Below are 25,803 nucleotides of genomic sequence, written 5' to 3'. Positions count from 1 at the left end.
AGAATCATAAAAGGCGTGGGCAGTGCGCTTTTCCAAACTCAGGCTGACGGGCTTCAAAAGCTTTGTGGACCCCACCGATCTGATCATCGCGGATGGTCTGACCGGCGTTGTAGGGCCCAATGGCTGTGGCAAGTCGAACCTGCTTGAGGCGTTGCGTTGGGTCATGGGGGAAAACCGCCCGACCGCCATGCGTGGCGGCGGGATGGAGGACGTGATCTTTGCCGGGGCCGCAACCCGCCCAGCGCGCAACTTTGCCGAGGTCGCGCTGCATATCGACAATTCCGACCGGCTGGCGCCTGCAGGGTTCAACGACAGCGACAGTCTGGATATCGTGCGGCGGATCACGCGCGATGTGGGCAGCGCCTATAAGGCAGCGGGCAAGGATGTGCGCGCGCGGGATGTGCAGATGCTTTTTGCCGATGCCTCAACCGGCGCGCATTCGCCAGCGCTGGTGCGTCAGGGGCAGATTGCAGAGCTGATAAACGCCAAGCCGAAGAACCGTCGCCGCATTCTGGAAGAGGCAGCGGGGATCTCGGGACTGTACCAGCGGCGCCACGAAGCGGAGCTCAAGCTGAACGGCGCAGAGACCAATCTGGCCCGTGTGGACGATGTGATCGAACAGCTGGCCACGCAGCTGGCGCAGCTGGCGCGGCAGGCGCGGCAGGCAGCACGGTACCGTGAGATCGGGGATCAGTTGCGGCGCACGGAGGGGATGCTGCTGTATCGGCGCTGGCGCGAGGCGGATGATGCACGGGCGCGTCTGGACGAGGAATTGCGCGCGCGCGTGACTGCGGCGGCTCAGGCGCAGACCTTGGTTGGTCAGTCCGCCAAAGCGCGCGCGGCCGCGGAAGAGGCCCTGCCGCCCATGCGCGAGGAAGAGGCGATTGCGGCCGCTTTGTTGCAGCGGTTGGTGGTGCAGCGCGATACGCTGAGCGATCAGGAAGCGCGTGCCGTGGCCACGATCGAAACGCTGACCGCGCGGATTGCGCAATTGGGTCATGATATTGACCGCGAGGGCGGGCTGAACCGCGATGCGGGTGAAACGATTGAACGTCTTGAATGGGAGGCGGCAGAGCTTGCCAAGGCCGGCGAAGGTCACGAGGCGGCGCTGGAAACGGCGGCTGAGGCCGCGCGCGAGGCAGCGACCGTGTTGCAGGCGCGTGAGGCCGATCTGGCACAACAAACCGAGGATGTAGCGCGGCTTGCGGCGCGCCATGGGTCGGCGGAACGGCTGTTGGAAGACAGTCGCAAGATGCAATCGAAGTCCGAGGCAGAAGCGCTCAAGGCGCAGGAGGCTGTGGCGCAGAGCGAGGCGGCGCTGGAAAAGGCGGGCGCGGACTTCGACGCGGCCACGGCGTCCGAGGCAGAGGCAGTTCAGGCGGCCGCACGCGCAGATGAGGCGCTGAACGCAGCTGAGGAGACCCGCGCTGATACACAGGCCCGGGAGGCCGATGCCCGGGCTGAACGGTCCGAGGCGGAAGGCGAGATGAACGCGCTGCGCGCCGAGGCCGGGGCGCTTGCCAAGCTGGTTGAGCGGGACACGGCAGAGGGCGGCCAGATCCTTGATCGTTTGCAGGTCGAGCACGGGTTCGAGAAGGCATTGGGTGCGGCACTGGCAGACGATCTGCGGGCACCCGAAGTGGATGCCGATGGCCCGTCTGGCTGGGCCACGCTACCTGGCTATGAGACGCCGCAGCCGCTGCCTGCTGGTGTCACGCCGCTGACGGCGCATGTATCCGTGCCGGATGTCTTGCAGCGCCGGATGGGGCAGGTGGGGCTGGTTGATCCTGACGATGGGTCTGCGTTGCAGGCCGCCCTGTTGCCGGGCCAGCGGCTGGTGTCGCCCGAGGGGGATTTGTGGCGTTGGGATGGGTTGCGGGCCTGGGCCGAGGACGCGCCGTCGGCAGCGGCATTGCGGTTGCAGCAGTTGAACCGTCTTGAGGTGCTCAAGCAATCGCTGGAACAGGCCACGCAGCGGGCTGAGGGTGCACGCGGGGCGCATGAGGCGCTGACACGCGCCTTGACCGAGCAAACGCAGGCCGATCGCGCGGCGCGCGACGCACGGCGCGATGCGGACCGGATGGTTGCGGATGCCGGTCGCGCGCTGAGCCGGGCAGAGGCGGATCGCAATCTTGCGCAGGGCCGCCTGGAGAGCCTTGGATTGGCTGTCAAACGGCACGAAGACGAGGCGATGTCAGCGCGCAGCCGGGTTGTCGAGGCAGAGCGCGCCTTGACCGAACTTGGTGATCTGAGCGAGGCGCGCGCGGCAATTGATGACCTGCGCATGACTGTCGAAGCCGCACGCATCACCATGATGTCACGCCGGTCCGCGCATGATGAGCTGCGCCGTGAGGGCGAGGCGCGCACCAAACGCGCGCAGGAAGTGACCAAAGAGACCAGCGGCTGGAAGCACCGACTGGAGACAGCCGAAAAGCGCACCGCCGAATTGGCCGAGCGCAAGGCGACGTCAGAGGCCGAGTTGAAACAGGCCAGTGCCGCACCTGCCGAGATTGCTGCCAAACGCGACGAGCTGGCAGGTGCCATCGCACAGGCCGAGGCCCGCAAGGCCGAGGCTGCGGATGCGCTGTCGCGGGCCGAGAGCACTTTGCGTGAGGCCACGCTGGCGGAGCGGGAAGCGGAACGCGAGGCGTCAGAGGCGCGTGAAGCCCGCGCCCGGTCCGAAGCCCGCGCAGAGGCGGCCAAGGAAACCGTCGCGGCGGCAGCCGAACGGATTGCCGAGGATCAGCAGGTCACGCCCAATCAGTTGTTGACGTCGCTCGATGTGAACCCGGATCAGATGCCGACCGCAGATGCCCTTGAGGCAGATGTGAACCGTCTCAAGCGGCAGCGGGATTCGCTGGGAGCTGTCAATCTGCGGGCCGAGGAGGACGCCAAGGACGTGCAGGAAGAGCACGACACGCTGGTCACTGAAAAGGCCGATCTGGAAGAGGCGATCCGGACGTTGCGGTCGGGTATCGCGAGCCTGAACCGCGAGGGGCGCGAACGGCTGTTGACAGCTTTTGAGCAGGTGAATTCTAACTTCTCGATGCTCTTTAAGCATCTGTTCGGCGGCGGTGAGGCGAACCTTGTCATGGTCGAATCCGATGACCCGCTTGAGGCCGGTCTGGAAATCATGTGCCAGCCGCCGGGCAAGAAACTGAGCACGCTGAGCCTGTTGTCGGGGGGCGAACAGACCTTGACCGCGATGGCGCTGATCTTTGCGGTTTTCCTGGCCAATCCCGCGCCGATCTGTGTGCTGGACGAGGTTGATGCACCTTTGGATGACGCCAACGTCACGCGGTTCTGTGATCTGCTGGACGAGATGTGCCGCCAGACCGACACGCGGTTTCTGATCATCACGCACCACGCCGTGACGATGTCGCGTATGGATCGTCTGTTCGGGGTCACAATGGCCGAGCAAGGGGTCAGCCAGCTGGTGTCGGTTGATCTCAAGAAAGCGGAAACGCTGGTCGCCTGATCAAGGTTAACGCCTCTCTAATGTCTCACCTCTAAATTGACTCTGTCGCGACACGTCGTGGCGTGAGGAGGTGATGATGATTGAGTGAAAAAAACTATCGAAAATGGATGGTTTTCATCGCGATAGCAATGTTGCTTCTGGCGGCGATCCGGCTCTGGATCGGGGCTTGATGCCTTGAAAAAGAGTAACCCCGCAGAGCAGCAACTCTGCGGGGTCTTTCATTCAGTGATGATGATCGTGAATGAGAACTATCGAATATCGGGTTTATACCTCAAACCTTGCCAAATTGCAAAGTCGCGGGCTTTGTACATGGTTAACGATAACCTACCTCGGTGCCGTCCGTTCCACCGGCCCGCCCGCCTTCTCCCAGGCGCCGAAGCCATCTTTCAGATGTGCGGCGTCGAACCCCATATCTTGCAGCGTTGCGACCGAAATAGCTGAGCGCCAGCCAGAGGCGCAGTGGAAGACGAACTTTTTGTCCTGGGCGAAGACCTCTTTGAAATAGGGGCTTTCGGGGTCGACCCAGAATTCCAGCATGCCGCGGGGGCAGTGAAAACTGCCGGGGATAAAACCGGTGCGCTCGCGTTCGCGCGGGTCACGCAGATCGACGATCTGGACCGCAGGATCGTCGACCATCGCGATGCCGTCGGGGGTCTCGATTTCTTCGATCCTGGCGCGGGCGTCCGCGACCATCTGTGCGGCTGAGATTTTGAGTGGCATTTTCGCCTCCTATAGTTTGCCGAGCAGTTCAGGCGTGGGCCAGCCATCGACGGCCATGCCAAGACGAGCCTGTTCTGCCCGTACGGCAGCCCGGCTGCGGGCGCCGAGGATGCCATCAATATCACCTACGTCATATCCGGCTGCCTGCAGCTTTGTTTGCAGCGCTTTCATCTGGTCCCCGTCCAGGCCGGTGTCAGGATTCCCGGCATCATAGACCTTGGCCCCTTCGAGCCGGGTTGCGAAATAGGCAGCGGTCATGACGTATGTGAAGCTTTGGTTCCAGTCGAAGTAGACGCGGAAATTGGGATAGGCGATGAAGGCCGGCCCTTTGCGGCCTTGGGGGATCAGCAAGGAGGCCTCGAGCCCACCCGCCAGCGGGCCGTTGCGGGGAGAGACACCAAGCGCGCGCCATTCCGAGGTGGGCTTGGTCGTCTCAAGCCCGGTCAGTGACCAGTCGAAATCGGCGGGTACGTCGACTTCGGCAATCCATGGCTCACCCGCGCGCCAGCCGAGGCTTTTCAGCATCTTGCCGCCCGACATCAGCGCGTCGGGGGCAGAGGTTTTCAGGGATACCTTGCCATCGCCATCGCCGTCGACCCCGTTTTCGAGGATGTCGCGGGGCAGCATCTGTACCATGCCGATCTCTCCGGCCCAGGCGCCGGTCGTGCGGCGCGGGTCGAATTCGCCCTTTGCGAAAAGCTCAAGCGCGGCAAAGACCTGGGGGCGGAAAAGTTCGGGTCGGCGGCAATCGTGGGACAGGGTTACTAGCGCATCGGCGGTGTTGAAATCGCCCTGAAAGCTGCCGTAGTCGGTTTCAAACGCCCAGAACGCCAGCAACACGCCGCGGCTGACGCCGTAGGTTGCCTCGATCCGGTCGAATATGGCGTCATACGCGCGGCCATTGGCGCGACCCCGCGCGATACGGTCATTGGAGATCAGCCGACGCGAAAAATCGACAAAGGGTATCTGAAAAACACCCTGTTTGCGGTCTGCGCGCAGCACGGCTGGATCCTGACGCACGCCGGCAAAGAAGCGGTCGGCGGTCTCAGAAGAGATCCCGTCAGCGACGGCTTCTGCCTTGAGATCATTGACAAAGCTGCTGAATGCGCCGCCACAGGGCGTTTCAGCGAGGGCGGCAATAGGCGCTGTGGCCAAGGTCACAGCAAAAAGGATGGAGCGCATACAAGATTCCTACCAGCTTAGCAGACCCAAAAGGACGGTTAAGATCAGCATCACCCCCCATGTCTGCCAGAGGCGGGTGATGGCTGCATCAATTGCGGGTGGGCCTATGACACGCGCCCCCGTGCCATTGACCCATGCAAATTGCTGCAATTTCCCATCATAAGCGCGCGGCCCGGCAAGTGCCACACCAATGCTGCGCGCCATGGCGGCTTCGGGCCAGCCTGCGTTGGGTGAGCGGTGCAGGGCGGCGTCCTCACGGATCGCAGACCACTGGCCCAACACGCCGCCGGGCAGGGCGATCAGCGCAGCGGTCAGGCGTGCGGGGATCCAGTTCAGGAGGTCGTCAAGCCGCGCGGCGGCCCAGCCGAATTCTGCATGCCGGGGGGTACGATAGCCAATCATGCTGTCGGCGGTGTTGATGAGTTTGTAGATGACGATGCCGGGCAGACCGCCGACGAGGAACCAGAACGCGGGGGCGATCACCCCGTCGCTGAGGTTTTCGGCGGCACTTTCGATGGCAGACCGCGCGACACTGTCGGCGGGCATATCGGCGGTGTCGCGGCTGACGATCATTGCAACGGCGCGCCGGCCCTGCGGCAGGGATTGGCGCAGCCCATCCGCCACCGCACGTACGTGATCCACCAGCGAGCGCTGCGCCAGCAATATCGCAACGACAATAACAGCGATCACCGGCCCGAAAAGGCGCAGGACACTGCCCAGAACGCCCCCGAGGATCACCAGCGCGATCACCACGGCGATGCCCATCGCCCGGCGGTCCTTGCCGCTGTTGTAGTGGGCATCGCACCAGCCAATGAGCCGCCCCATCAGCACGGCAGGGTGCGGCACGCGATCCCAAAGCCATCGCGGTTCGCCCATCACGGCATCAAGCAGCAGCGCGCAGAAGAGAACAGCGGCGGTACTCATGCCAGCGCCGCTTCCAGTCTGTCCCAGCCGGTGTGGTCTGGCAGACCCAGACGCAGCCAGGTCCGTGAATAGGGAAAGATACGTGTCCAGATGTGGTGGCGCGCCAGACGGTCCTGCCATGCTTTTGCATCGGGCACCTTATAGAGCCTGAAGAGCGTGGTGCCGCCGACCAGCTCCGCCCCGTGCCCGGTCACAATCCGGTCCAGACGCGCGGCATCTGCGGTCAGCCGGTCGCGGGTCTCTTCTGCCCAAGCGTGGTTTTCAAGTGCCTGAGCGCCCACTTCCAACGCTGGACCAGAGACTGCCCAGGGGCCAAGGTGATCGTGCAGGGACGGTGTGGGCGTGTTCTGGATTTCGGGCGACAAGGTCTGCGGATGGGCGATGGCAAAGCCCAGCCGCAAGCCCGCCAGACCCCAGAATTTGCCAAAGCTTTTCAGGACCACAATCCTTTTGTCTTGGGTCAAATGTACAAGACTGTTTTCGGGGCAGACATCGCAAAAGCTTTCGTCAATGACGGTGAGGGGGCGCCCGCCCATGTGCCTTGCCGCCCATAGCCTTCCGTCGGGATTGTTGGGATGCACATAGGTGTGCATCAGCGCATTGTCGGGATCATCGGTCAGTTGCATGGTCCCGGTCGCCTGAACGGCAGCCGCGTGTTCATTGTAGGTGGGGCCGGGAATGTAGGCGCGTGCGGTACGGTCGGTCAGGTAGGGCAGGCGCGCGATGATGGCCGATGCACCGGGGGCGGCAACGATTTGCGCGCTGTCGGGGACATTCCAGAACAGGCGCGCGGCAGACAGCAGGCGGTTCATGGCCGCGCGGTCGGGCAGGGCGGTCCAGCTTGAGGCGGGCAGGTCGGGCAGGGGATAGGGCACGGGGTTGATACCGGTCGACAGGTCAAGCCAATCCGCGCGAACGCCGCCAAATTCGGCAACAGCGGTATCCAGCCCGCCGCCATGATCGCGCGTTTTTATCCCTTTGTGCATCACCCGAGTTCCGCAGATAGAGCAGGCTTGCGCCCTTTCGATCCATCGCACAAAGCGGAATTACGCCGCATGTTCAAGTGGATTAACTTATGTTAATCTTTTTGCTCTAGAGTTTAGTTCTTATTAGGATTTGCATTTGATTGCCGTGGCATGACGCCACAAACCCGTTTCCACCGTCTTGTCCCGGGAGGCCGAGATGAACGTATTGATTGTCGAAAGCCGCTCGGAGCTTGGTGAGATCTGGCAGCGCCATCTGGAGCGACAGGGCAACTGTGTGGCCCGTGTCGGCACGCAGGATGCGGCCACGGCCTATTTGGCCTCGCACGCCATCGACATCATCATTCTTGATCTGGTGTTGGAGGATGGTGCCGCGCTGGCTGTGGCGGATTATGCCAACTACCGCCACCCCGATGCGCGGGTGATCTTTGTGACCAGCACCACATTTTTCTCGGACGGATCAATATTTGCGCATTCCGCCAACGCACGGGCATTTGTGACGGCAGAGACGCCGCCTGAAGACCTTGCCGCGATGGTCGAACATTACGGTGCCGAAGCACACCATACCACTGGGTGATCAGCCGCGCCCGTGTGGTGCGTCAAAATCGAGCACCGGGTTGATCGGTACGATCCGGTGCGGATTGATGCTGTCGTGGCTGTAGTGATAGTGCCGCACGAAGTGATCGAAATTCACCGTCTGTGACACACCGGGCCATTGATAAAGTTCGCGGGTGTAGGCCCAGAGGTTCGGGTAGTCGATGATCCGCCTGCGATTACATTTGAAATGCAGGTGATAGACCGGGTCAAAGCGTACCAGCGTTGGGAAAAGCCGCCAGTCGGCTTCGGTCACGGTGTTGCCGGTCAGGTAGCGGTTTTGCGACAGGATATCCTCGAGCCAATCAAGCGTGTCAAAGAGGGGGTGCACGGCGGCGTCATAGGCAGACTGCGACGTGGCAAACCCGCATTTGTAGACGCCGTTGTTGAGCGTGTCATAGACGCGGGCATTGATCCGGTCGATTTCGGCGTGTTTTTCGGCGGGCCAGTAATCGTCGGTGTTGCCGGTGATGCCGTCGAAGGCGGTGTTGAACATCCGGATGATTTCAGAGCTTTCGTTGGACACGATGGTCTGGGTTTCGGTGTCCCAGAGGATCGGCACGGTGACGCGGCCCGTGAACGTCGGGTCGGCGCGGGTATAGATGTCGCGGGCGAAGGGCAGGCCATGCAGCCGGTCGCCGGTAGCCCCGGCGAAATCATCATCAAATGTCCAGCCGTCGCCCAGCATGTCGGGGTGCACAACAGACACATCGATGTGGTCGGCCAAGTCCTTGAGTTGCCGGAAGATCAGGGTGCGGTGTGCCCAAGGGCAGGCAAGGCTGACATAAAGGTGATAGCGCCCCGATTCGGCTTTGAACCCCTTTTGCCCGTCCGGGCCAGGACCGCCGTCCGCTGTGAGCCAATTGCGAAACTGTGCTTCGGAGCGTTTGAACGCCCCGTCTGTGGATTTTGTGTCATACCACTGGTCTTGCCATTTGCCGTCCACCAATAGGCCCATCTTGTCCTCCTTTTGCGTAACAGGGGTACATCTAGGGCATTTGGATGCCATCGCCTATCGGCGCGCATCGCAGAACGACCCTGCGCAAATGCACAAAAGGTGGCTGTCGCAATAATTTAACTTGATTTCAGTACGCTAGACGTCAGCCTAGTCTGCGCTGCTATGGGAAAATGCTATGGAAACCGTGCTTTCGAAAGAGATACAAGAAGGTCTGGATGCGGCGCGCGTTGCTGGCATGCGGGCGTCGTCGCGTTTGCGAATCGACCTGGATGGAAAGATCTATCCGGTGCACCGCATGTGGAAGACCGGCTTTGCTATCGCGGTAGAGGATGCGCCGCATTTGCGCGGGCTGGTCGATCTTTACGATGGGGCCAATCACCTATTCCAATGCCTGATCATGGCCAATGAGGAAGACGCGGGCGAGATGCTGTACGAATTCAAACGTGCCACACCGGTCACCGACCGCGCCGCGTTTGATTACGAGCGCGCTGCCAATGCCCCGGTGGGCCTGATCGAAGCGCCAGACGCTTCGACCTAGGGCGCGCTTACTGCAAATCTGAAAAGGCGTTTGTCAGCCGGTCGCAGGCGTCCTCGACCAGTGCGCGGGGTGTAGCGATGTTGAAGCGCAGGAAACTGTCGCCGCCCTTGCCGAATGTCGGGCCGTGATTGACGGCGATCTTGGCGTCCTTTTCGACGCGTCTGGTGAATTCGTCGCGCGTCATGCCTGTGCCCTCAAAATCGACCCATGACAGATAGGTCGCTTGCAGGGGCATTGATGTGATCCCGGGGATCGCCGCAATCGCATCATCAAAAAGCCGTCGGTTGCCATCCAGATAGGTGACCAGTTCATCGACCCAGGCTGCCCCATCTGGCGAATAGGCAGCCGTGACCATGAAGAGACCAAAGGAGTTGGGGGACGACCCCATTGCGGCCAAGCGGGTGCTGAACCTTGCGCGCAGATCGGGGTCTTCAATGATGACATTGCCAACATGCGCCCCCGCAATGCTGAACGTCTTGGTTGCGGCAGTCATCATGACAAGTCGGTCCGTGATACCATCGATCAGGGCCATGGGCGTATGTTTATGGCCGGGCATGACCAGATCGTTGTGAATCTCGTCCGAGACAAGGATCAGATCGTGGCGCTTTGCAAAGTCCGCGACCCCCTGCAGTTCTTCACGTGTCCAGACGCGGCCGCCGGGATTATGCGGGGAGCAAAAGACCAACATCGTCTCAGAGCCGTCCAGCTGGGCATCCCAGCTTTCGAAATCCAATTCATACCGCCCGGCATTGTTGATCATCTCGCATTCGACCACAGTGCGCCCTGCAGCCCTGATCACCTTTGCGAAGGCGTGATAAACGGGCGTGAACAGCACAACGCCGTCGCCGGGCGCGGTAAAGGCGTCGAGACACATCGCTGTGCCATTGACGAGGCCGTGGGTCGTGAAAACCCAGTCTGCGTCGACGGCCCAGCCGTGCCGGTGCTCTGACCACCATTGGATCGCGGCAAGGTATTTGCTGTCATCCCCGAAATATCCGTAAAATCCATGGTCCACCATGCCCTGCAGGGCGTCGCGCACGACGTCAGGCGGACGGAAATCCATGTCGGCGACCCACATCGCGATCCCCTGATCACGTGGCACGCCATAGATGGCTTCCATCTTGTCCCACTTGGCGCAATGGCTCTCACGGCGATCAATGATTTCGTCGAATTGGGATGGCATTCGGGTATCCTGCAGTTGATTTCGGCGCACGCTAGTTGACTTGACACGATACCTAAAGTGCCAACCAAGAAAAACCAGCCCGTGCGGGATCTGATCGCTTAGCACGCGCGGGAAAGACGTGTTTATTGATGGGGATGGGTCCAGATCGCGGGGCTAGTCGACAGGTGCTGAGAAATCGCCGCCGAGAAAGTCGCGAGAAGCCTGCGAGATCGTACCGGCCCCTGCGACACGCCGAAAGGCCTCTTCGAGGGCGGCGCGTTCTGTTGTCGGGGCGCGCAGGGGCTGCGTGATCCACAAGGGCTCCACAAACAGGGGCGGGCCAACCTGTTCGAGGGGAAAGCCCAGATTGCGGAAATGCTGGGCGAATGCAGCGGAGGTGATCGCGTAGTCGACGGGCTGATCGGTGTCGCCGACAAGCGCGCGCAGGACATCGGTTTCGAAGGCATAGGTCAAGACCTCGACATCGCCCAGCGGTGGGTCCACGTCTTCACCGTCCGAGAGGTAGTTCCCTTCGACGAAAGCCTTGTAGATGCACCCGTCGCAGACGCCGATACGGGCACCTGCGGGCAGATTGAACGGATCATCGGGGTCAACGGTTGCCGCATCGCTTGCCAATTTCACCAGAACGACAGCGGCAAAGTAATAGGGCCCGACAAAGTGAAACCGTTCTTCGCGATCGGTGGAGCGCGATGTGGAAGAGACGGTGAACGCCCATTCATCGGGCCAGCCGTCGCCTTGGATCGTGTTGAAGTCGCTCGGTACAAAGGTTGGCTCGCCGCCTAGTTCGCGGGCAATTTCTGTCGCAACGACAATGTCGAACCCTTCAGGGGCCGCATCGGTGGCGACGGACATCGGCGGGTACTCGGGGTCAAAGGGCAGCACGATGGGGTCGGCCAGGGCCGCCCGGGCGCATAGCGCCATGGTGAGCAGCAGGCTAAGGCGTGCGATTGTCTTCACTTTGAATAACCTCGACGCTCTCGCGCGACCAATCCTTGAGCAGTGAGATGAAAGACCCGAAGTAAAAACCGATGATCAGCCCGCCCCAGTTATTCAGCGTTTCGGGTGACTTATACTCGGGCCAGATCAGCGGCATGATCGCGACAACGCAGATGACCAGCAGGGCAATGATAGAGCTGACGATGACGGCCATATAGACCACGAACCGTTTGCTTTTGATATCCAGCCCTACGTGGGATGGTCGGACTTCGACTGGCATTCTAAGGCTCCTCTGCGTCGGTGATCAGCTGGGCGGTCTGCACCAGCTCTTTGAGGCGTTGGTCTTGGCTATTGGTGGCAAAGTTCAGCTGGGCGCGGATGCGGTCGGCGGATCTGGAAAACCGTGTCCATTGTTGTTTCAGGAATGGGTTTCCGGCGGTTTCGCTGATATAGGCGTCGGCTGATCGGTCGGTCTGCCCTGCGCCGCCGCTAAGCTCTTCCAGACAATCCGCCCAAGATAGGTACAAAGCGCGCTGACTTGCCCAGTTGCTGCTGAGCGCTTCGGCGTGGGACAGGGCACGTTCATTGTTGTCGATCAGCGACTGGCAATCTTTTTGTTCACTGTGCAGCACCGAGAGGGTGTGAAAGATGCGTGTCACAGGCAAGGCGGTGTCCTGGGGGTCGGAAAAGTCCAGTGATGCGATCATCTCGTCCCCGAGCCGGATGGCAAGCTCTGCGGCGGTATCGGTGCGGGTCAGCGGCATGTCGAGCTGTGGCACCCGCATCAAGGTGGCCAACAGTTCTGACTGGATACGCCATTGTTCGTTTTTGGGCAGTCCGTCGAAGTTGCCAAGCGCCTGGATATCGGTGCGCGAGGCCACCAGGCCATTGAATGTCTCGCCGCGCGACAGGGCACGGCTGGTGACCTTGAGGGCCATCAGGTAATTGTCGAGCCTTGGGTCGATCTCAACGGCATTGGCCGCTGATTTCATAGCGCGTTCAAAGGTTTCCGGGGTGGGCTGTGCATCGCGCAGGATGCTGTTCGTCTCGCTGCGGTAGAGTTCGGCCAGCACCGACCGGCGCTTGAGAGCCACGCCCATTTCGATGTCCTGACCGATCATGTCGTTGCGGATGCGGCGGATACGGGGGCCGATCCTGTTGTCAGGGGTGACGGGGAAGTATCCATTCGCTGAGGCCACGACCATGACATAGTTGTTGCGCACGTTGTCGGCTTTGAAACGGGTGGAAAAATCATAGTCCGGCGGGGACAGATCGCTGCTGTCTTCATCGACGATCAGGTCGTCCGAAGGCAGGTCGGTTTTATCGCTCAGGACATAGACGTCGACACGGGGGCTGTCGAAAGCGGGGGCGTTCACGCCCGGCTCATGCAGCTTGCCCACCACCTTGACCGCATCTTGCGCTATGGCGGGTTGACCCACAAGCACAAGGGCAAGCGCGCATGCTATTCCACGCAGTTGCATCCGCTGATTTCCCCCTCGTCGTTTTTCGTCTGGGCACAGCACTTCATTCCGTTGCTCAGGGTGCAGCAAAAGAGCACATCGCCATCGGCAAGGCGTGGTTCAGCGCAGGGTGTGGCACCGCCCGGAAGCTGAAAAAAGCTGGCAAATACAATCGCAAACAGGTCTGTCGGCACAGCGGCATCCCCTCAAATTCGTCAATGAATAGATTAACTCTATCACGAAAGCGCCCGTATAGGAAGAATTTTCCACCCAGAGTGGAGTTTTGGGTGCAGACGCCGGAGGTGCTGACGTGTTGCCCCTGCCCGCGTCATCCCCTAAATCAGGCGCATGAAACGAACGATCCTCTTGCACCCAGACCCGCGCCTGAAAAAGGCAAGCGCGCCTGTGTCCGATATCACGGACGAAAGGCGCAACCTTGCCGATGACATGCTGTCAACGATGTATGCCGCACCGGGTATCGGCCTTGCGGCACCGCAGATCGGGGTGCTGGAGCGGCTGATCGTGCTGGATTGCGTCAAGGAAGAGGGCGCGGAGCCGCGGCCGCTGGTCATGTTCAACCCTGAGGTAGTCGCTGCCTCTGATGAACTAAACACGTACGAGGAAGGCTGCCTGTCGCTGCCGGATCTTTACGCCGATGTCACCCGGCCCGAGGGGGTGGACGTGCGCTGGATGGATCGTGACGGTAATGAACAGACCGAAACCTTTGATGGCCTCTGGGCGACCTGTGTTCAGCACGAGATCGACCACCTGGATGGCAGGCTTTTTATTGATTACCTCAAGCCCCTCAAACGGCAGATGATGACCCGCAAGATGGTCAAGCTGAAGCGTGAGTTGGCGCGCGGATGAGCGTTCTTGAGATTTTGCGCTGGCCTGATCCGCGCCTTGCCGAGACCTGTGCGCCGGTGACGGACATCACGCCCCGGATCGAGGCCTTGGCCAATGATATGCTGGAAACGATGTACGCGGCACCGGGTCGGGGGTTGGCGGCGCCTCAGGTCGGGGTACTGGAAAGGATGTTCGTGATGGACACGGGCTGGAAAGAGGGCAAATCCGACCCGCTTGTCTGCATCAACCCGATGTTGCAAGAGGTCAGCGAAGACCGCGCGACCCATGCCGAAGGGTGCCTGTCGATCCCCGGGGTCAGCGCCGATGTTTCGCGGCCCGCGCAGGTGCAGATGGTCTGGACCGGCCTGAACGGGGCGCGGTATGTGCAAAGTTTCGAAGGGTTCGCTGCCGCTTGCGCGCAGCACGAGCTTGATCATCTGGATGGGGTCGTGACCTTTGATCATCTTGACGGTGAAACCCGCGCGGCCAAGATCGCAGAATATCAGGCGCAATGACCGTTCGCCGATTCATCCCCTGGCCCGACAACCGCCTGCGCACAGCGGCAGAGCCTGTGTCTGAGATCACTGATGAGATCCGAACGCTTTGGGAGGATATGATCGAGACGATGGATGCCATGCCGGGTGTCGGGCTGGCCGCGCCGCAAATCGGCGTGATGCTGCAGGTGGCAGTGGTAGATGCCTCTGAAACGCGCAACCGGCGCATCCGCATGGCGAACCCTGAGGTCCTGGAACGTTCAGCCAAGCTGAGCACACACGAAGAGGCCAGCCCCAATCTGCCGGGCGTATCGGCCAGCATCAAGCGCCCGCGCGCTGTCTCTGTGCGGTATCTCGATGAGAACGGTGTGGTGAACCGGGGCGATTTCGTCGGGCTTGAGGCCACCAGCGTGCAGCATCAGATCGATCATCTGCAGGGACGGATGTACTTTGACCGTCTGAGCAAGGTGAAGCGGGACATGCTGCTGCGGCGCGCGAAGAAAGTGAAGGGCTAGGGCAACCTGCCCGGTCAGGGGGACCAGATGCGCATCATTTTCATGGGAACACCCGATTTTTCGGTGCCGGCACTTGAGGCGCTGGTGGCGGCAGGGCACGACATTGCCTGCGTCTATACACAGCCGCCGCGCCCCGCCGGGCGCGGGAAAAAGGATCGCCCTGGCCCTGTGCACCAGAAAGCAGAAGCGCTGGGGTTGCCCGTGCGGCATCCGGCATCCTTGAAGACAGAACAGGCCCAGGCCGAATTTGCGGCGCTCAAGGCAGATATCGCCGTGGTCGTTGCCTATGGTCTGATCCTGCCGCAGGCGGTTCTGGATGCGCCTACCCATGGCTGCCTGAACATCCACGCCAGCCTTTTGCCGCGCTGGCGGGGGGCGGCGCCCATCCATCGCGCGATCATGGCGGGGGATGCGCAGACGGGGGTTTGCATCATGCAGATGGAGGCCGGCCTTGACACTGGCCCGGTTCTGCTGCGGCGCGAAACGCCCATCGGCGCGGCTGAAACCACGGCTGAGTTGCATGATCGTCTGAGCGCCATCGGTGCCACCGCGATCGTGGATACGCTTGCCGATCTGGCGCACCTTTCGCCAGTGCCACAACCGGACGCGGGCGTCACTTATGCTGCCAAGATCGACAAGGCCGAGGCGCGGATCGACTGGGCGCGCCCTGCGGTAGAAGTGGATCGTTTGATCCGGGGACTATCGCCCTTTCCGGGGGCCTGGTTCATGCTGGACGGGCACAGGATCAAGGTGCTTGGCTCTATGCTGGCGCAAGGAGTTGGCGCGCCGGGCGAGGTGATTGATGCCCACCTGCGCGTGGCCTGTGGCACCGGGGCGGTTCAGCTTACGCGGTTGCAACGGGCGGGCAAGGCAGCGCAGGATGTGGGCGTGTTTCAAAGTGGCGCGCAGATCGTGCCCGGCACTGATCTGAGCAAAGGATAACGCGATGTTTCCCACCATGATCGGCACCGTCGTGATCGCCGGGATCATCGGGTATCTGTCTGAAAAGACCAACTTTACCCACAACGGTATCCTGCAGAGCATCATCATTTGCGTGGGCGGCGCGCTCTTGTTTAACTTTGTCGCGCTGATGTTTCGGATTGGGTTTTCGTCGCCTGGCGTGAATGCGATCGTCGCCTCTGTCGGGGCGCTGATTATCGTGCCGTTTCACTGGCGGAAATGACGGGACAGAGTTTACGGGAAAGATGAAGCGCGGGATGCTGTTTAGGTCTTTGGCGGAGCACTTTTGTAGACAGGCAGGTGCCAGCCGAAGTGCAGCGACCCTGCGCGCAGGACCCAGGTGACGACCGCGCCGATGAGCAGGGCCGTTGTCGTTTCTGTCAGGTAGGTAGCGCAGCCGATGGTGGTCGCGGCACCGGCGAAGGCGGCGGTGACGTAGAGTTCCCCCTGTTTGAGGACAACCGGCACATCGCCAACCACCACGTCCCGCATCAGCCCGCCCATGCAGCCTGTGATCATGCCCATCAGGATGACGATCACCGCGGATTGATCAAGCGAGATCGCCACGCCAGCGCCCGCGGCCACAGCCACAGCGAGCGCAAAGCTGTCCAGCCAGATCAGCGCGCGCAGGCGGCTTTCCAGCAGATGTGCGGAGAAGAAGATGATCAGCGCAGCGCCAGCGCCAACGGCGAGATATGTGGGATTGGCGATCCAGAAAATCGGGTTGCGGTCCAGCAGCACATCCCGGATGGTGCCGCCGCCGACCGCTGTGAGGCAGGCGATAAAGGCAAAGCCCACCAGATCAAGCTGCGCACGGCTGGCCACCAGCGCGCCCGTGATCGCGAAAATCAGGACAGAGGCGTAGTCAAGCAAGCTGAGCAGTGTCACAGGGCGGCCTCGATCCAGTTCAGTGCGCGCTGACAGGGGCCTTGGAGCGTGCTGCGTGCCTGCGCAAGTGTTATCCATTCAAAGCGATGGGGCTGCCCACCCCCGTCCGGGCAGGGGTGCTGCCAGCGGGCGCGCACCGGCGGGGCGATGCGGCACAGCGCGAAATGCCAGTGTTCATCGTCGACGATTGCATCAGACTGGCCCAAAACAAGGGCCGCGCGGGTTTCGAGCCCGCTTTGCTCAAAAAGCGCACGTGCGGCGGAGGCGTCAGCCCGTTCGCCGTTACGGATGTGGCCGGTGATCAGGTGCAGCCCGTCCGAAGGGTGCGCAAGGATCGGCAGGCGCTGGGGGGCGCCGTCCGGGTGCAGGGCGACCGGGCAAGAGACCGCATGCGTCATGGTTTGAAGGGTTTCATGCCGTCGCGGGCCAGCTGGTCGGCGCGTTCGTTTTCCGGGTGGCCCGCGTGGCCCTTGACCCATTCCCACGTGACCTCATGGCGCGCTTGTGCCGCATCCAGTCGCTGCCACAACTCGGCGTTTTTCACGGGCTTTTTGGAGGCGCTTTTCCAACCGTTCTTCTTCCAGCCGAAGATCCACGATGTGATCCCGTTTTTCACGTAATTGCTGTCGGTGACGATGGTGATCCGCGAGGGCCGCTCAAGCGCTTCGAGCGCGTTGATCGCGGCGAGAAGTTCCATGCGGTTGTTGGTGGTCTGGGCCTCGCCCCCCTTCAGTTCGCGTTCCTTGACGATCTTTTCACCTTCCATGGCCCGCATCAGCGCGCCCCAGCCGCCGGGGCCGGGATTGCCGGAACACGCGCCATCGGTGTAGGCGAAAAGATCAGCCATCGGCGCGAATGACCGCCCAGCCGGAATATTGCCCGCTAAGGCCCTTGCCGTAGCCCGTCCAGTTTTCGGCGGGGGTAAGACCGGCGGTGCGCAGATGATCCTCAAGCTCTTCCAGCGTATAGTAGGTGTAGAACCGCCCCAGATCGTCGCGGCCTTCACCGGTGCCAGTTTTCATACCGATAAAGAACACGCCACCCGGGCGCAGGGCGCGGCGCAGGCGGGCAAGGTGGCCGGGAAAGTCGGCGCGGGGGGCGTGGAGCAGGCTGAAGCTGGCCCAGATGCCATCATAAGCATTCTCCGCATCGATATCTTCGAAGTAGCCGTGGCGGGCGGAGACCCCGGGCAAAAGATCGGCGCGGCGCGCCATTTCTGCAGAGCCATCGATGGCAGTGACCTTGAGGCCCGCGTCCGCCATCAGGCGGGCGTAGTTGCCGGGGCCACAGCCGACGTCCAGCACCTGAGCCCCTGCGGGACAGGCGGCGATGAACTCAACGATCCGCGCGTCGCGCGCGGCCTCTTCGGTCATCATCTTTTCGTAATCGTCGGCCTGGGCATCATAGACCCCCAGTGTTTCGCGATCGCTCATGCCCATGCTCCTATGCCAAGACAAATCAATACAACCGCCGTCAGCGGAATGCGCAGGGACATCCACCAGTCAGGGGCCATTTCCCAGCGCTGGAAGGCGTAATCAAGGATCAAAAGCGCCGCAAATCCTGTCATCAGGTTGATCAGTGCGGTTGCAGCCTGCCCCCCCGGCATGAAGAACCACCAGAGTGCGGGAATTGTCGCGCAGGCATATCCGATGGCCGCCTTGCCGCCGCTTTGCGTCGTGGCAAAGCCCCAGAGTACGCCAGACATGAAGGCAAGGATGATACCGCCATAGCGGATCAGGATCAGCTGGCCGTCGCCGGTCAGTACGGCAGGCAGGGGCAGGGGGCGTTGCGTGCCGATGCCAAGCACCAGCAGTGCAGCCCAGACAAAGGGGATCAACCCTGCGGCGCCCAGCAGGAGGGCAGATGGCGGGACGCGCCTCATGACCTTTCCAACGCCAGTCGGCCAGCAAGGGCGGCAAAGATGGCGGCAAAGCTACGGTTGAGTACGGCCATGACGCCGGCAGATCCTAGCACGCGCGCCCGCGCGGCAGCGGCGAATACACCGTAAAGGACGAAGACGCCAAATGTCATGGCCATGAATACCGCACCAAGCAGGGTCATTTCCAGGGTTGCGGTCGCCGGGGTGCCGGACAGAAAGGGAGGCAGCAACGCCAGAAAGAAGATCGACAGCTTGGGGTTTAAGATGTTGATAAGGGCCCCGCGCTGTGCGGTGCGCCACCCGCTTTCGCGCGTGCCTTGTGCCGTGACATTCAGTGCGCCACCCGATTTCAGCATTTGCCATGCGAGATAGAGCAGATAGGCAACGCCCGCCCATTTCACCACCTGAAAGAGGACGGCGGATGTATGCAGGATTGCCGCCAGCCCAAGAGTGGCTGCGGCAAGGTGGGGCACAATGCCGAATGTGCAGCCCAGGGCGGCCCAGAGTGCTGCGCGGCGGCCCTGACCAAGGCCCATCGCAAGCGTGTAGATGACCCCGGTGCCGGGGGCGATGACGACGACAAGGGCGGTCAAGAGGAACTGGAGCGATATCATCGGGATCCTTTCAACTCGGCAAGAACACGGGCGATCCGCGCGGCCTGTGTTTTTGGACTGCGGGCTGCATTGATCGGCGCGATCAGACCGCGCCTTTTGCCCGGGGTCAAGCGCTGCCATTCCTGTGTCAGCGCGGCACTGCGCAGAGCGGTTGTCAGGGCGGGTGGTTCGTCGACTTGGTTCGGATCAGCGGCGCGCAGGCGGACCTCCACCCTGTCGCCCGGGTCGATACCCGCCTCCTTGAGGAAGGTCTTGCCGGTATAGAGAAACGCGGTTTCGATCACCGGTGCGCGGGTCACGGCGAGATTCACAGGGGCGTCGGCGATCTCGCCCTCCACCCGTTTCGGCGCACCCAGATCGACAAGGATGTCATCGGGCAGGGGCAGCACCGTGTAAGTCGATTTTCCCCAGTCCATGGGGATGATCCGGGCGTCAAACGTGATGTAGGGGCGCATGGGTGCGGGTGCCTTCAGGCAGGTTCGCGCAGGACGCGGGGAACCTTGAATTCCACGTTTTCCCTGGCGGTTTCCACCAATGTGCGCGTGACGTCATAGCGTGCCTCAAAAGCGTCGATGACTTCGTCGATCAGCACTTCGGGGGCTGAGGCACCTGCGGTGATGCCCATGCTGGTGATCCCTTCCAGCGCGCGCCAATCGATGTCTGTCGCGCGCTGGACAAGTTGCGCATAGGCGCAGCCCGCGCGTGCGCCGACCTCGACCAGCCGTTTGGAGTTTGACGAATTGGGGGCGCCCACAACCAGCATGGCGTCGCACTTTGGCGCCATCGCCTTGACCGCTTCCTGGCGGTTGGTGGTGGCGTAGCAGATGTCTTCCTTGTGGGGGCCAACAATTGCGGGGAACCGGGCCTGCAGCGCTGCGACCACTTCGGCGGTGTCATCGACGCTGAGTGTGGTCTGGGTGACATAGGCCAGTTTTTCGGGGTCGCGCACGTCAAGCGTGGCGACATCGTCGGGCGTTTCGACCAGCAGCACCTCGCCTTCGGGCAACTGGCCCATGGTGCCCAGCGTTTCAGGGTGGCCCGCGTGACCAATCATCACCATCTGCAGGCCGTTGTCATGATGGCGCTGCGCCTCGATATGGACCTTGCTGACCAGCGGGCAGGTGGCATCGACATAGACCATATTGCGCGCCTGCGCGGCGCTGGGGACGGATTTCGGCACGCCGTGCGCTGAAAAGATCACCGGGCGGTCGTCGGGGCAATCCTCCAGCGTGCTGACAAAGACCGCGCCATTGTCGCGCAGCCCGTCGACCACGAACTTGTTGTGCACGATCTCGTGGCGGACATAGACAGGCGCCCCCCATTTCTCCAGCGCCATTTCGACGATCTTGATGGCGCGGTCCACGCCGGCGCAGAAGCCGCGCGGGGCAGCAAGGTAGAGGGTCAGGGGCGGCTTGGTCATGTGCAGGCTCCGGAATACGGGATGCCTGAGAGGTAAGCCTTCGCGGCGCGCGGGTCCAGCCCCTGAGCGCGCAGGCGGGCTCGTGCGGTGACGGTCCGGCAGATGTCTGGCAAGGCCCGCTTACCGCGTTAGTCGTCGTTGGACGACTGAGGCTCGCGCGGGGGGCGACCGATGACGTCGCGCAGATCGTCAAGCTCGATGAAATTATCGGCCTGGCGACGCAGATCATCGCTGATCATGGGGGGCTGGCTTCGGATCGTGCTGACCACGGATACGCGCACGCCCTGACGCTGAAGGCTTTCCACAAGCGGGCGGAAATCGCCGTCGCCCGAGAAGATAACAATGTGATCGACGCGCGGCGCCAGTTCCATCGCATCGACGGCCAGTTCAATGTCCATGTTGCCCTTGACCTTCCGGCGACCCATGCTGTCGGTGTATTCCTTGGCGGGTTTGGTCACCATGGCAAAGCCATTGTAGTTCAGCCAGTCGACCAGGGGGCGGATGGGTGAATATTCATCATTCTCGAGCAACGCGGTGTAGTAGAAGGCGCGCAACAGCTTGCCCCGGCGCATGAACTCCTGTTTGAGAAGTTTGTAGTCAATATCAAACCCAAGGGTTTTGGCGGCGGCATACAAATTGGAGCCGTCAATGAAGAGCGCGAGGCGCTCGTCCTTGTAAAACATCTTGTCGTCCTTTCAGCGGGCCGTCGCTATACAATAAATTTGGTTTTAACTCAGACCCGGAGGCGCGGGTGTACTCTGCAACTTTTTACCGTCGCCCCGCTCGGTTGTGCACCAGTAAGGATTTTTGACCATGCTGCAAGAGCCAGGTCACGGGGAAAACGGCAATTCGACGCTCAAATACGGTTTCAATTACCTAATTGCGCTTGGTGCTAACCTTACGTCATCAGCCGGACCGCCCCAAGATACGCTGAAAACGGCGCTCGAGAGGCTTGTTGCAGACGGCGCGGTGATTCGCGGCGCGAGTGCATTCTACCATACCCCGGCGTTTCCTCCGGGGTCTGGACCCGACTATGTAAACGCAGTGGCAAGTATCAGCGCAAACTGGGCGCCGGATGAGATGTTGAAGCGCTTGCACAAGGTTGAGGCGATGATGGGGCGCGTGCGAACGAAGCGCTGGGCGGGGCGGACCCTAGATCTGGACATGATTGCGTGTGGTGATGCGGTATTGCCCGATCTGGAAACCTATAGGTTATGGCACGGTTTGCCACTGGAAGAGCAGATGCGGGACAGCCCTGAGCAGTTGGTCCTGCCACATCCGCGGTTGCAGGATCGTGCGTTTGTACTGGTCCCGTTGGCAGATGTCGCGCCTGAGTGGGTGCATCCTGTTCTGGGTACAAGCGTTAAGGAGATGCTGACAGCGCTTCCTGCGGAGGATCTTAAATCAGTGAGGCCCATCTGAAGCTATGCAGGCGAAGATCGACACCGAAAGACACGCCGGGACTTTTGCGTTGCGTTCTGCTGTTGCCTCGCTTTTGCTGTGGCATGCCCCACGTCGAGGATTTTAGACATGACCGCGCGCAAGCTTTACCTCGGACCGCTGACGGACAGCAGACGGTGGGATATGGTCGACATTCGCCCGGACGACGTCATTGTTGTCACGCCGCCAAAATGTGGCACGACCTGGATGCAAACCATTGTGGCCCTGCTGTTTTTTGCCGATCCCGAGATCGAGACAGAGCTGTCATTCAAGATGCCCTGGGTCGACATACGCATTCGCGAGATGTCCGAGGTCGCTGCCCGTCTGGATGCGATGACCCATCGGCGCAGCATGAAAAGCCACACGCCCATGGATGGGCTGCCGCTGGATGATCAGGCGCAGTATGTCTGTGTGTTTCGGCACCCGCTTGATGCGCATTTTTCCTTTCGCAGGCATGTGCGGAATCTTCCGCTCTCTATGTTCGACATGTGGTATCCTGAGGATGACCCAGACGGCATTACCTATCGCCGATTCCTGGATGGTGGACCAGAAGGGTTCGATACCGACGCAATGCCGCTTGCGCATATTCTGCGGCACTACAAAGCGGCCAAGACGCTGGCGGATCGACCCAATGTATCGCTTTTTCACTATGCAGACATGACGCAGGATCTGCCGGGTACATTCGCAAAGCTGGCTGATCTGTTGGATATTTCCCACTCCGATGCGGTCATGGCAGAACTGGTCCGCGCCGCAACCTTTGAAAACATGAAGGCGAATGCGGCGCGGTTTGCCCCATCGGGCGGCAAAGGGTTCATGAAGTCGGACACCGCGTTTTTTCACAGTGGGACCAGCGGGAAATGGCAGGGCGTGTTGTCGGACAAGGAACGCGCCGATTACGATGCGGTGATGGATGAGGCGCTGACGCCGGAGGATCGGATGTGGCTTGAATATGGGTCGGAGGGGCGCGCGCGAACCTGACGCACCGGTTCTGTCTTACCTGCAGGACGGCCCAGCATCTGCCCGCGAAAGGCCGGCTTTATGCGGCCTTGCTGCCCGGCCCCGGCTATTGTCCGGCCAGGCGCGTGTGGGCCCCTTGAAACCAGCGGTTCGGCGGGGCGCCGCAACGGCATCTGCAGACCAGCTGGTTTCACCCGCAAACCTGCGGGAAACCCCTTGTATCCTGTGCCAAAGCCGCCTAAGTAGCACACTTCTGGCAGACCGTTACTGATTGGAGCATCCCATGGCCCGTGTCACCGTTGAAGATTGCGTCGACAAGGTTCCCAACCGTTTTGAGCTTGTGATGCTCGCCGCCCACAGGGCGCGCGAAATCTCTGCCGGTTCCGCTGTGACGGTCGATCGTGACAACGACAAGAACCCTGTAGTGTCATTGCGCGAGATTGCCGATGAAACGCAAGCTGCGGATGATCTGCGCGAGCGTCTGATTGAAAGCAACCAGACCCAGATCGAAGTGGACGAGCCCGAAGAGGACGCCATGGCGCTTCTGATGGGGGCGGAGCAGGACAAGCCCGAAGAAGACAGCATGTCCGAAGAAATGCTGCTGCGCCAGTTGATGGCGGCACAAGGGCAGGGCTAACACCCCAGAGGCAAAGGCTGACGGCATGATGAACGCCGAAATGACTGCCGATGACCTCATCGTTCTTGTTCAGGGCTACAACCCGAAAACCAACGAGGCGCTGATCCGCGACGCCTTTGCCTTTGGCGCAGAGATGCACGAAGGTCAGTTCCGCCATTCAGGCGAGCCTTACTTCACGCACCCCGTTTCGGTCGCAGCCATCCTGACCGAACAGCAGCTTGATGACGCGACGATCATCACAGCCTTGCTGCATGACACCATTGAGGACACCAAGGCATCCTATGCCGTGGTCGAAAAACGGTTCGGCCGCGAAGTCGCCGAACTTGTCGATGGCGTGACCAAGCTGACGAACCTGCAGCTCAATTCATCCGAGACCAAACAGGCAGAGAACTTTCGCAAGCTTTTCATGGCGATGTCCAAGGACCTGCGGGTCATTCTTGTCAAGCTCGCCGACCGTCTGCACAACATGCGCACCATCAAATCCATGCGCACCGACAAGCAGCACCAGAAAGCGCGCGAGACGATGGACATTTACGCGCCGCTGGCAGGCCGCATGGGGATGCAGTGGATGCGCGAGGAACTTGAAGATCTCGCTTTTCGTGTACTCAACCCCGAGGCGCGCGCCAGCATCATCCGCCGTTTCATCACCCTGCAACGTGAAACCGGCGACGTGATCCAGCGGATCACGGGTGACATGCGCGCAGAGCTTGAAAAGGCGGGGATCGAAGCCGATGTCTTTGGCCGCGCCAAAAAGCCCTATTCCATCTGGCGCAAGATGGAAGAGAAGGAACAAAGTTTTAGCCGCCTCAGCGACATCTACGGCTTTCGTGTTCTGACCCAGTCGGAAGAAGACTGTTATCGGACGCTGGGCGCGATCCACCGGCGCTGGCGTGCCGTCCCGGGGCGGTTCAAGGACTACATCAGCCAGCCCAAGACCAATGGGTACCGGTCCATTCACACCACGGTGTCGGGCCGCGACGGCAAGCGGGTCGAGGTGCAGATCCGCACCGGCCAGATGCACGACGTGGCCGAAACCGGCGTGGCCGCACATTGGTCCTACCGCGACGGCGTCCGTTCAAGAAACCCCTTCGCCGTCGATCCGGCGAAGTGGATCAATCAACTGACCGAACAGTTCGACGCCGAAGAAGATCACGAGGATTTCCTGGAGGCCGTCAAGCTTGAGATGTATGCCGACCAGGTGTTCTGCTTTACGCCGAAGGGTGACGTGGTGAAATTGCCGCGTGGCGCAACGCCGATCGATTTTGCCTATGCCATCCACACACGTATCGGCAACGCCTGTGTGGGTGCCAAGGTTGATGGCATGCGTGTCCCGCTCTGGACGCGGGTGAAGAACGGCCAGTCCATTGATATCATCACCGCCCAGGGTCAGACACCGCAGGTTACCTGGCTGGATATTGCCACCACCGGCAAGGCCAAGGCCGCGATCCGACGCTCGCTGCGCGAGGTGGACCGCGAAAGGTTCATCAAGCTGGGCCAGGAACTGGCACGGGCGGCCTTTTCGCATGTTGGCAAACGGGTGACGGAAAAGGTCCTGCGCACCGCGGCCAAGAACATGCGGGTCAAGAACGCAGACGAAGTGCTGGCGCGACTGGGCCGATCCGAAGTCACGGGCAACGAAGTCGTGCAATCTGTGTACCCTGATATCACCCCCAAGGACGGCGATCAGGTAGATTCCGCCCGCGCAGTGGTCGGCCTGAAACCGGGGCAAAGTTTTGACCGCGCGCCGTGTTGCAGCCCGCTGCCCGGCGAACGCATTGTCGGCATCACCTTCCGTGGCAAGGGCGTGACCGTGCACGCAATCGATTGCGCGCGCCTGTCGGCTTACGAGGACCAGCCCGAACGCTGGATCGATCTGCGCTGGCACGAGGGCAGCCACCCGGCCATCTATGGCGCTGTGATCGATATCACACTGGGCAACGGTGCCGGGGTGCTGGGGCGTATCTGCACCTTGATCGGCGAGGCCTCGGCCAATATTTCTGACATGGAATTTATCGAACGGCGACCTGACTTTTACCGTCTGCTGATCTATGTGGATCTCAGGGATGCAGCACATCTGCATTCGCTGATGACAACGCTGGAGGCGGAAAGCGATGTGGCGGCCATTTCCCGCCGCAGGGACGGTGCCATCAAGATGCCCACAGAGAAAACCGCCTGAGACGGCAGACATTGAAACTGG

Annotated in this window: 30 protein-coding genes; 12 read left to right on the top strand and 18 right to left on the bottom strand. The window is 61.3% G+C overall.

Features of this window, described 5'->3' with window-relative positions:
• Nucleotides 1-22 precede the first annotated feature (22 nt).
• On the top strand, nt 23-3,478 hold the full coding sequence (smc, locus tag H9Q16_RS11950) for a chromosome segregation protein SMC (protein WP_191075661.1): 3,456 nt from the start codon (nt 23-25) through the stop codon (nt 3,476-3,478).
• A gap of 324 nt (nt 3,479-3,802) precedes the next feature.
• Here the strand turns inward: smc and H9Q16_RS11945 are convergent, their stop codons facing one another.
• Genes H9Q16_RS11945 through H9Q16_RS11930 form a run of 4 tightly spaced genes read right to left on the bottom strand, consistent with a single transcriptional unit; the run spans nt 3,803 to nt 7,290 of the window.
• Nucleotides 3,803-4,198: a rhodanese-like domain-containing protein gene (locus tag H9Q16_RS11945; RefSeq protein ID WP_191075660.1), complete on the bottom strand. Its 396-nt coding sequence runs from the start codon at nt 4,196-4,198 to the stop codon at nt 3,803-3,805.
• 9 nt (nt 4,199-4,207) lie between these two features.
• The gene (locus H9Q16_RS11940; RefSeq protein ID WP_191075659.1) at nt 4,208-5,380 is read right to left on the bottom strand and encodes a lytic murein transglycosylase; all 1,173 of its coding nucleotides are present in this window, start codon (nt 5,378-5,380) and stop codon (nt 4,208-4,210) included.
• 9 nt (nt 5,381-5,389) lie between these two features.
• Nucleotides 5,390-6,304 (bottom strand): adenosylcobinamide-phosphate synthase CbiB, encoded by a 915-nt coding sequence (cbiB, locus tag H9Q16_RS11935; protein ID WP_191075658.1) that lies wholly within the window; start codon nt 6,302-6,304, stop codon nt 5,390-5,392.
• Nucleotides 6,301-7,290: a threonine-phosphate decarboxylase gene (locus H9Q16_RS11930; RefSeq protein WP_191075657.1), complete on the bottom strand. Its 990-nt coding sequence runs from the start codon at nt 7,288-7,290 to the stop codon at nt 6,301-6,303. Before H9Q16_RS11930 ends, cbiB begins: the two co-directional genes overlap by 4 nt.
• A 196-nt stretch (nt 7,291-7,486) precedes the next feature.
• Here H9Q16_RS11930 and H9Q16_RS11925 point away from each other — a divergent pair, with 196 nt between their 5' ends.
• Nucleotides 7,487-7,864, top strand: a complete 378-nt coding sequence (locus H9Q16_RS11925; protein WP_191075656.1) for a response regulator — start codon at nt 7,487-7,489, stop codon at nt 7,862-7,864.
• Here H9Q16_RS11925 and H9Q16_RS11920 read toward each other — a convergent pair whose 3' ends face one another.
• Nucleotides 7,865-8,839: a glutathione S-transferase family protein gene (locus H9Q16_RS11920; RefSeq protein ID WP_191075655.1), complete on the bottom strand. Its 975-nt coding sequence runs from the start codon at nt 8,837-8,839 to the stop codon at nt 7,865-7,867.
• A 175-nt stretch (nt 8,840-9,014) separates the two neighbouring features.
• Here H9Q16_RS11920 and H9Q16_RS11915 point away from each other — a divergent pair, with 175 nt between their 5' ends.
• Nucleotides 9,015-9,377, top strand: a complete 363-nt coding sequence (locus H9Q16_RS11915) for a hypothetical protein (RefSeq protein WP_191075654.1) — start codon at nt 9,015-9,017, stop codon at nt 9,375-9,377.
• A 7-nt stretch (nt 9,378-9,384) separates the two neighbouring features.
• On the opposite strand, the gene H9Q16_RS11910 is transcribed toward H9Q16_RS11915, so the two are convergent.
• The 4 genes from H9Q16_RS11910 to H9Q16_RS11895 form a co-directional block, all read right to left on the bottom strand.
• Nucleotides 9,385-10,560, bottom strand: a complete 1,176-nt coding sequence (locus H9Q16_RS11910; RefSeq protein ID WP_191075653.1) for a MalY/PatB family protein — start codon at nt 10,558-10,560, stop codon at nt 9,385-9,387.
• Between the two features lie 153 nt (nt 10,561-10,713).
• Nucleotides 10,714-11,517 carry a transporter substrate-binding domain-containing protein gene (locus tag H9Q16_RS11905; protein WP_191075652.1) on the bottom strand — a complete coding sequence of 268 codons (804 nt, stop codon included), beginning with the start codon at nt 11,515-11,517 and terminating at the stop codon, nt 10,714-10,716.
• Entirely contained in the window at nt 11,495-11,776 is a 282-nt protein-coding gene (locus H9Q16_RS11900; RefSeq protein WP_191075651.1) for a hypothetical protein, read from the bottom strand. The genes H9Q16_RS11905 and H9Q16_RS11900 overlap by 23 nt, the downstream gene beginning before the upstream one ends.
• A gap of 1 nt (nt 11,777) precedes the next feature.
• Nucleotides 11,778-12,977 (bottom strand): hypothetical protein, encoded by a 1,200-nt coding sequence (locus tag H9Q16_RS11895; protein ID WP_191075650.1) that lies wholly within the window; start codon nt 12,975-12,977, stop codon nt 11,778-11,780.
• 327 nt (nt 12,978-13,304) lie between these two features.
• Between H9Q16_RS11895 and def (H9Q16_RS11890) the strand changes: the two genes are divergently transcribed.
• From def (H9Q16_RS11890) to H9Q16_RS11870, 5 genes are read left to right on the top strand one after another with little or no spacing between them, the layout of a single operon-like run.
• Nucleotides 13,305-13,823 (top strand): peptide deformylase, encoded by a 519-nt coding sequence (gene def, locus H9Q16_RS11890; protein ID WP_191075649.1) that lies wholly within the window; start codon nt 13,305-13,307, stop codon nt 13,821-13,823.
• Nucleotides 13,820-14,317: a peptide deformylase gene (gene def, locus H9Q16_RS11885; RefSeq protein WP_191075648.1), complete on the top strand. Its 498-nt coding sequence runs from the start codon at nt 13,820-13,822 to the stop codon at nt 14,315-14,317. Before def (H9Q16_RS11890) ends, def (H9Q16_RS11885) begins: the two co-directional genes overlap by 4 nt.
• On the top strand, nt 14,314-14,811 hold the full coding sequence (gene def / locus H9Q16_RS11880) for a peptide deformylase (RefSeq protein ID WP_191075647.1): 498 nt from the start codon (nt 14,314-14,316) through the stop codon (nt 14,809-14,811). Before def (H9Q16_RS11885) ends, def (H9Q16_RS11880) begins: the two co-directional genes overlap by 4 nt.
• A gap of 27 nt (nt 14,812-14,838) precedes the next feature.
• Nucleotides 14,839-15,753: a methionyl-tRNA formyltransferase gene (fmt, locus tag H9Q16_RS11875; RefSeq protein WP_191075646.1), complete on the top strand. Its 915-nt coding sequence runs from the start codon at nt 14,839-14,841 to the stop codon at nt 15,751-15,753.
• A gap of 4 nt (nt 15,754-15,757) precedes the next feature.
• Nucleotides 15,758-15,994: a hypothetical protein gene (locus H9Q16_RS11870; RefSeq protein WP_191075645.1), complete on the top strand. Its 237-nt coding sequence runs from the start codon at nt 15,758-15,760 to the stop codon at nt 15,992-15,994.
• A 41-nt stretch (nt 15,995-16,035) separates the two neighbouring features.
• On the opposite strand, the gene H9Q16_RS11865 is transcribed toward H9Q16_RS11870, so the two are convergent.
• The 9 genes from H9Q16_RS11865 to H9Q16_RS11825 all read right to left on the bottom strand — a co-directional run bounded on the left by H9Q16_RS11865 (nt 16,036) and on the right by H9Q16_RS11825 (nt 21,255).
• Nucleotides 16,036-16,659 carry a TRIC cation channel family protein gene (locus tag H9Q16_RS11865; RefSeq protein ID WP_191075644.1) on the bottom strand — a complete coding sequence of 208 codons (624 nt, stop codon included), beginning with the start codon at nt 16,657-16,659 and terminating at the stop codon, nt 16,036-16,038.
• Nucleotides 16,656-17,057, bottom strand: a complete 402-nt coding sequence (locus H9Q16_RS11860; RefSeq protein WP_191075643.1) for an NUDIX hydrolase — start codon at nt 17,055-17,057, stop codon at nt 16,656-16,658. The genes H9Q16_RS11865 and H9Q16_RS11860 overlap by 4 nt, the downstream gene beginning before the upstream one ends.
• Nucleotides 17,054-17,506, bottom strand: a complete 453-nt coding sequence (rnhA, locus tag H9Q16_RS11855) for a ribonuclease HI (protein ID WP_191075642.1) — start codon at nt 17,504-17,506, stop codon at nt 17,054-17,056. Before rnhA ends, H9Q16_RS11860 begins: the two co-directional genes overlap by 4 nt.
• Nucleotides 17,499-18,092: a class I SAM-dependent methyltransferase gene (locus H9Q16_RS11850; protein WP_191075641.1), complete on the bottom strand. Its 594-nt coding sequence runs from the start codon at nt 18,090-18,092 to the stop codon at nt 17,499-17,501. Before H9Q16_RS11850 ends, rnhA begins: the two co-directional genes overlap by 8 nt.
• Entirely contained in the window at nt 18,089-18,541 is a 453-nt protein-coding gene (locus tag H9Q16_RS11845) for a DUF3429 domain-containing protein (protein WP_191075640.1), read from the bottom strand. The genes H9Q16_RS11850 and H9Q16_RS11845 overlap by 4 nt, the downstream gene beginning before the upstream one ends.
• Nucleotides 18,538-19,152: a LysE family translocator gene (locus H9Q16_RS11840; protein WP_191075639.1), complete on the bottom strand. Its 615-nt coding sequence runs from the start codon at nt 19,150-19,152 to the stop codon at nt 18,538-18,540. The genes H9Q16_RS11845 and H9Q16_RS11840 overlap by 4 nt, the downstream gene beginning before the upstream one ends.
• Nucleotides 19,149-19,607 (bottom strand): YdeI/OmpD-associated family protein, encoded by a 459-nt coding sequence (locus H9Q16_RS11835; protein ID WP_191075638.1) that lies wholly within the window; start codon nt 19,605-19,607, stop codon nt 19,149-19,151. Before H9Q16_RS11835 ends, H9Q16_RS11840 begins: the two co-directional genes overlap by 4 nt.
• Nucleotides 19,608-19,621: 14 nt before the next feature.
• Nucleotides 19,622-20,572, bottom strand: coding sequence for a 4-hydroxy-3-methylbut-2-enyl diphosphate reductase (ispH, locus tag H9Q16_RS11830; protein ID WP_191075637.1), 951 nt, complete (start codon nt 20,570-20,572; stop codon nt 19,622-19,624).
• Nucleotides 20,573-20,700: 128 nt separating this feature from the next.
• Nucleotides 20,701-21,255 carry a LabA-like NYN domain-containing protein gene (locus H9Q16_RS11825; RefSeq protein WP_191075636.1) on the bottom strand — a complete coding sequence of 185 codons (555 nt, stop codon included), beginning with the start codon at nt 21,253-21,255 and terminating at the stop codon, nt 20,701-20,703.
• A 130-nt stretch (nt 21,256-21,385) separates the two neighbouring features.
• Between H9Q16_RS11825 and folK the strand changes: the two genes are divergently transcribed.
• From folK to H9Q16_RS11805, 4 genes are all read left to right on the top strand, one after another.
• Nucleotides 21,386-21,994 (top strand): 2-amino-4-hydroxy-6-hydroxymethyldihydropteridine diphosphokinase, encoded by a 609-nt coding sequence (folK, locus tag H9Q16_RS11820; protein WP_191075635.1) that lies wholly within the window; start codon nt 21,386-21,388, stop codon nt 21,992-21,994.
• Between the two features lie 108 nt (nt 21,995-22,102).
• On the top strand, nt 22,103-22,990 hold the full coding sequence (locus tag H9Q16_RS11815) for a sulfotransferase domain-containing protein (RefSeq protein WP_191075634.1): 888 nt from the start codon (nt 22,103-22,105) through the stop codon (nt 22,988-22,990).
• A gap of 262 nt (nt 22,991-23,252) precedes the next feature.
• A complete protein-coding gene (gene rpoZ, locus H9Q16_RS11810) occupies nt 23,253-23,606 on the top strand; it encodes a DNA-directed RNA polymerase subunit omega (protein WP_191075633.1) in 354 nt (117 codons plus the stop codon).
• Nucleotides 23,607-23,631: 25 nt separating this feature from the next.
• On the top strand, nt 23,632-25,782 hold the full coding sequence (locus tag H9Q16_RS11805; protein ID WP_191075632.1) for a RelA/SpoT family protein: 2,151 nt from the start codon (nt 23,632-23,634) through the stop codon (nt 25,780-25,782).
• Nucleotides 25,783-25,803: the final 21 nt, after the last annotated feature.

This window comes from Sulfitobacter aestuariivivens (assembly GCF_014763045.1).
Taxonomy (GTDB): domain Bacteria; phylum Pseudomonadota; class Alphaproteobacteria; order Rhodobacterales; family Rhodobacteraceae; genus Sulfitobacter; species Sulfitobacter aestuariivivens.
This window is presented reverse-complemented; position numbering and strand designations above follow the sequence as displayed.

Bases quoted from the DNA above. Each gene is read 5' to 3' on its own strand.
- H9Q16_RS11945 (WP_191075660.1), bottom strand. From the start codon at position 4,198: ATGCCACTCAAAATCTCAGCCGCACAGATGGTCGCGGACGCCCGCGCC.
- H9Q16_RS11940 (WP_191075659.1), bottom strand. From the start codon at position 5,380: ATGCGCTCCATCCTTTTTGCTGTGACCTTGGCCACAGCGCCTATTGCC.
- cbiB (WP_191075658.1), bottom strand. From the start codon at position 6,304: ATGAGTACCGCCGCTGTTCTCTTCTGCGCGCTGCTGCTTGATGCCGTG.
- H9Q16_RS11930 (WP_191075657.1), bottom strand. From the start codon at position 7,290: ATGCACAAAGGGATAAAAACGCGCGATCATGGCGGCGGGCTGGATACC.
- H9Q16_RS11925 (WP_191075656.1), top strand. From the start codon at position 7,487: ATGAACGTATTGATTGTCGAAAGCCGCTCGGAGCTTGGTGAGATCTGG.
- H9Q16_RS11920 (WP_191075655.1), bottom strand. From the start codon at position 8,839: ATGGGCCTATTGGTGGACGGCAAATGGCAAGACCAGTGGTATGACACA.
- H9Q16_RS11915 (WP_191075654.1), top strand. From the start codon at position 9,015: ATGGAAACCGTGCTTTCGAAAGAGATACAAGAAGGTCTGGATGCGGCG.
- H9Q16_RS11910 (WP_191075653.1), bottom strand. From the start codon at position 10,560: ATGCCATCCCAATTCGACGAAATCATTGATCGCCGTGAGAGCCATTGC.
- H9Q16_RS11900 (WP_191075651.1), bottom strand. From the start codon at position 11,776: ATGCCAGTCGAAGTCCGACCATCCCACGTAGGGCTGGATATCAAAAGC.
- H9Q16_RS11895 (WP_191075650.1), bottom strand. From the start codon at position 12,977: ATGCAACTGCGTGGAATAGCATGCGCGCTTGCCCTTGTGCTTGTGGGT.
- def (WP_191075649.1), top strand. From the start codon at position 13,305: ATGAAACGAACGATCCTCTTGCACCCAGACCCGCGCCTGAAAAAGGCA.
- def (WP_191075648.1), top strand. From the start codon at position 13,820: ATGAGCGTTCTTGAGATTTTGCGCTGGCCTGATCCGCGCCTTGCCGAG.
- def (WP_191075647.1), top strand. From the start codon at position 14,314: ATGACCGTTCGCCGATTCATCCCCTGGCCCGACAACCGCCTGCGCACA.
- fmt (WP_191075646.1), top strand. From the start codon at position 14,839: ATGCGCATCATTTTCATGGGAACACCCGATTTTTCGGTGCCGGCACTT.
- H9Q16_RS11870 (WP_191075645.1), top strand. From the start codon at position 15,758: ATGTTTCCCACCATGATCGGCACCGTCGTGATCGCCGGGATCATCGGG.
- H9Q16_RS11860 (WP_191075643.1), bottom strand. From the start codon at position 17,057: ATGACGCATGCGGTCTCTTGCCCGGTCGCCCTGCACCCGGACGGCGCC.
- rnhA (WP_191075642.1), bottom strand. From the start codon at position 17,506: ATGGCTGATCTTTTCGCCTACACCGATGGCGCGTGTTCCGGCAATCCC.
- H9Q16_RS11850 (WP_191075641.1), bottom strand. From the start codon at position 18,092: ATGAGCGATCGCGAAACACTGGGGGTCTATGATGCCCAGGCCGACGAT.
- H9Q16_RS11845 (WP_191075640.1), bottom strand. From the start codon at position 18,541: ATGAGGCGCGTCCCGCCATCTGCCCTCCTGCTGGGCGCCGCAGGGTTG.
- H9Q16_RS11840 (WP_191075639.1), bottom strand. From the start codon at position 19,152: ATGATATCGCTCCAGTTCCTCTTGACCGCCCTTGTCGTCGTCATCGCC.
- H9Q16_RS11835 (WP_191075638.1), bottom strand. From the start codon at position 19,607: ATGCGCCCCTACATCACGTTTGACGCCCGGATCATCCCCATGGACTGG.
- ispH (WP_191075637.1), bottom strand. From the start codon at position 20,572: ATGACCAAGCCGCCCCTGACCCTCTACCTTGCTGCCCCGCGCGGCTTC.
- H9Q16_RS11825 (WP_191075636.1), bottom strand. From the start codon at position 21,255: ATGTTTTACAAGGACGAGCGCCTCGCGCTCTTCATTGACGGCTCCAAT.
- folK (WP_191075635.1), top strand. From the start codon at position 21,386: ATGCTGCAAGAGCCAGGTCACGGGGAAAACGGCAATTCGACGCTCAAA.
- H9Q16_RS11815 (WP_191075634.1), top strand. From the start codon at position 22,103: ATGACCGCGCGCAAGCTTTACCTCGGACCGCTGACGGACAGCAGACGG.
- rpoZ (WP_191075633.1), top strand. From the start codon at position 23,253: ATGGCCCGTGTCACCGTTGAAGATTGCGTCGACAAGGTTCCCAACCGT.
- H9Q16_RS11805 (WP_191075632.1), top strand. From the start codon at position 23,632: ATGATGAACGCCGAAATGACTGCCGATGACCTCATCGTTCTTGTTCAG.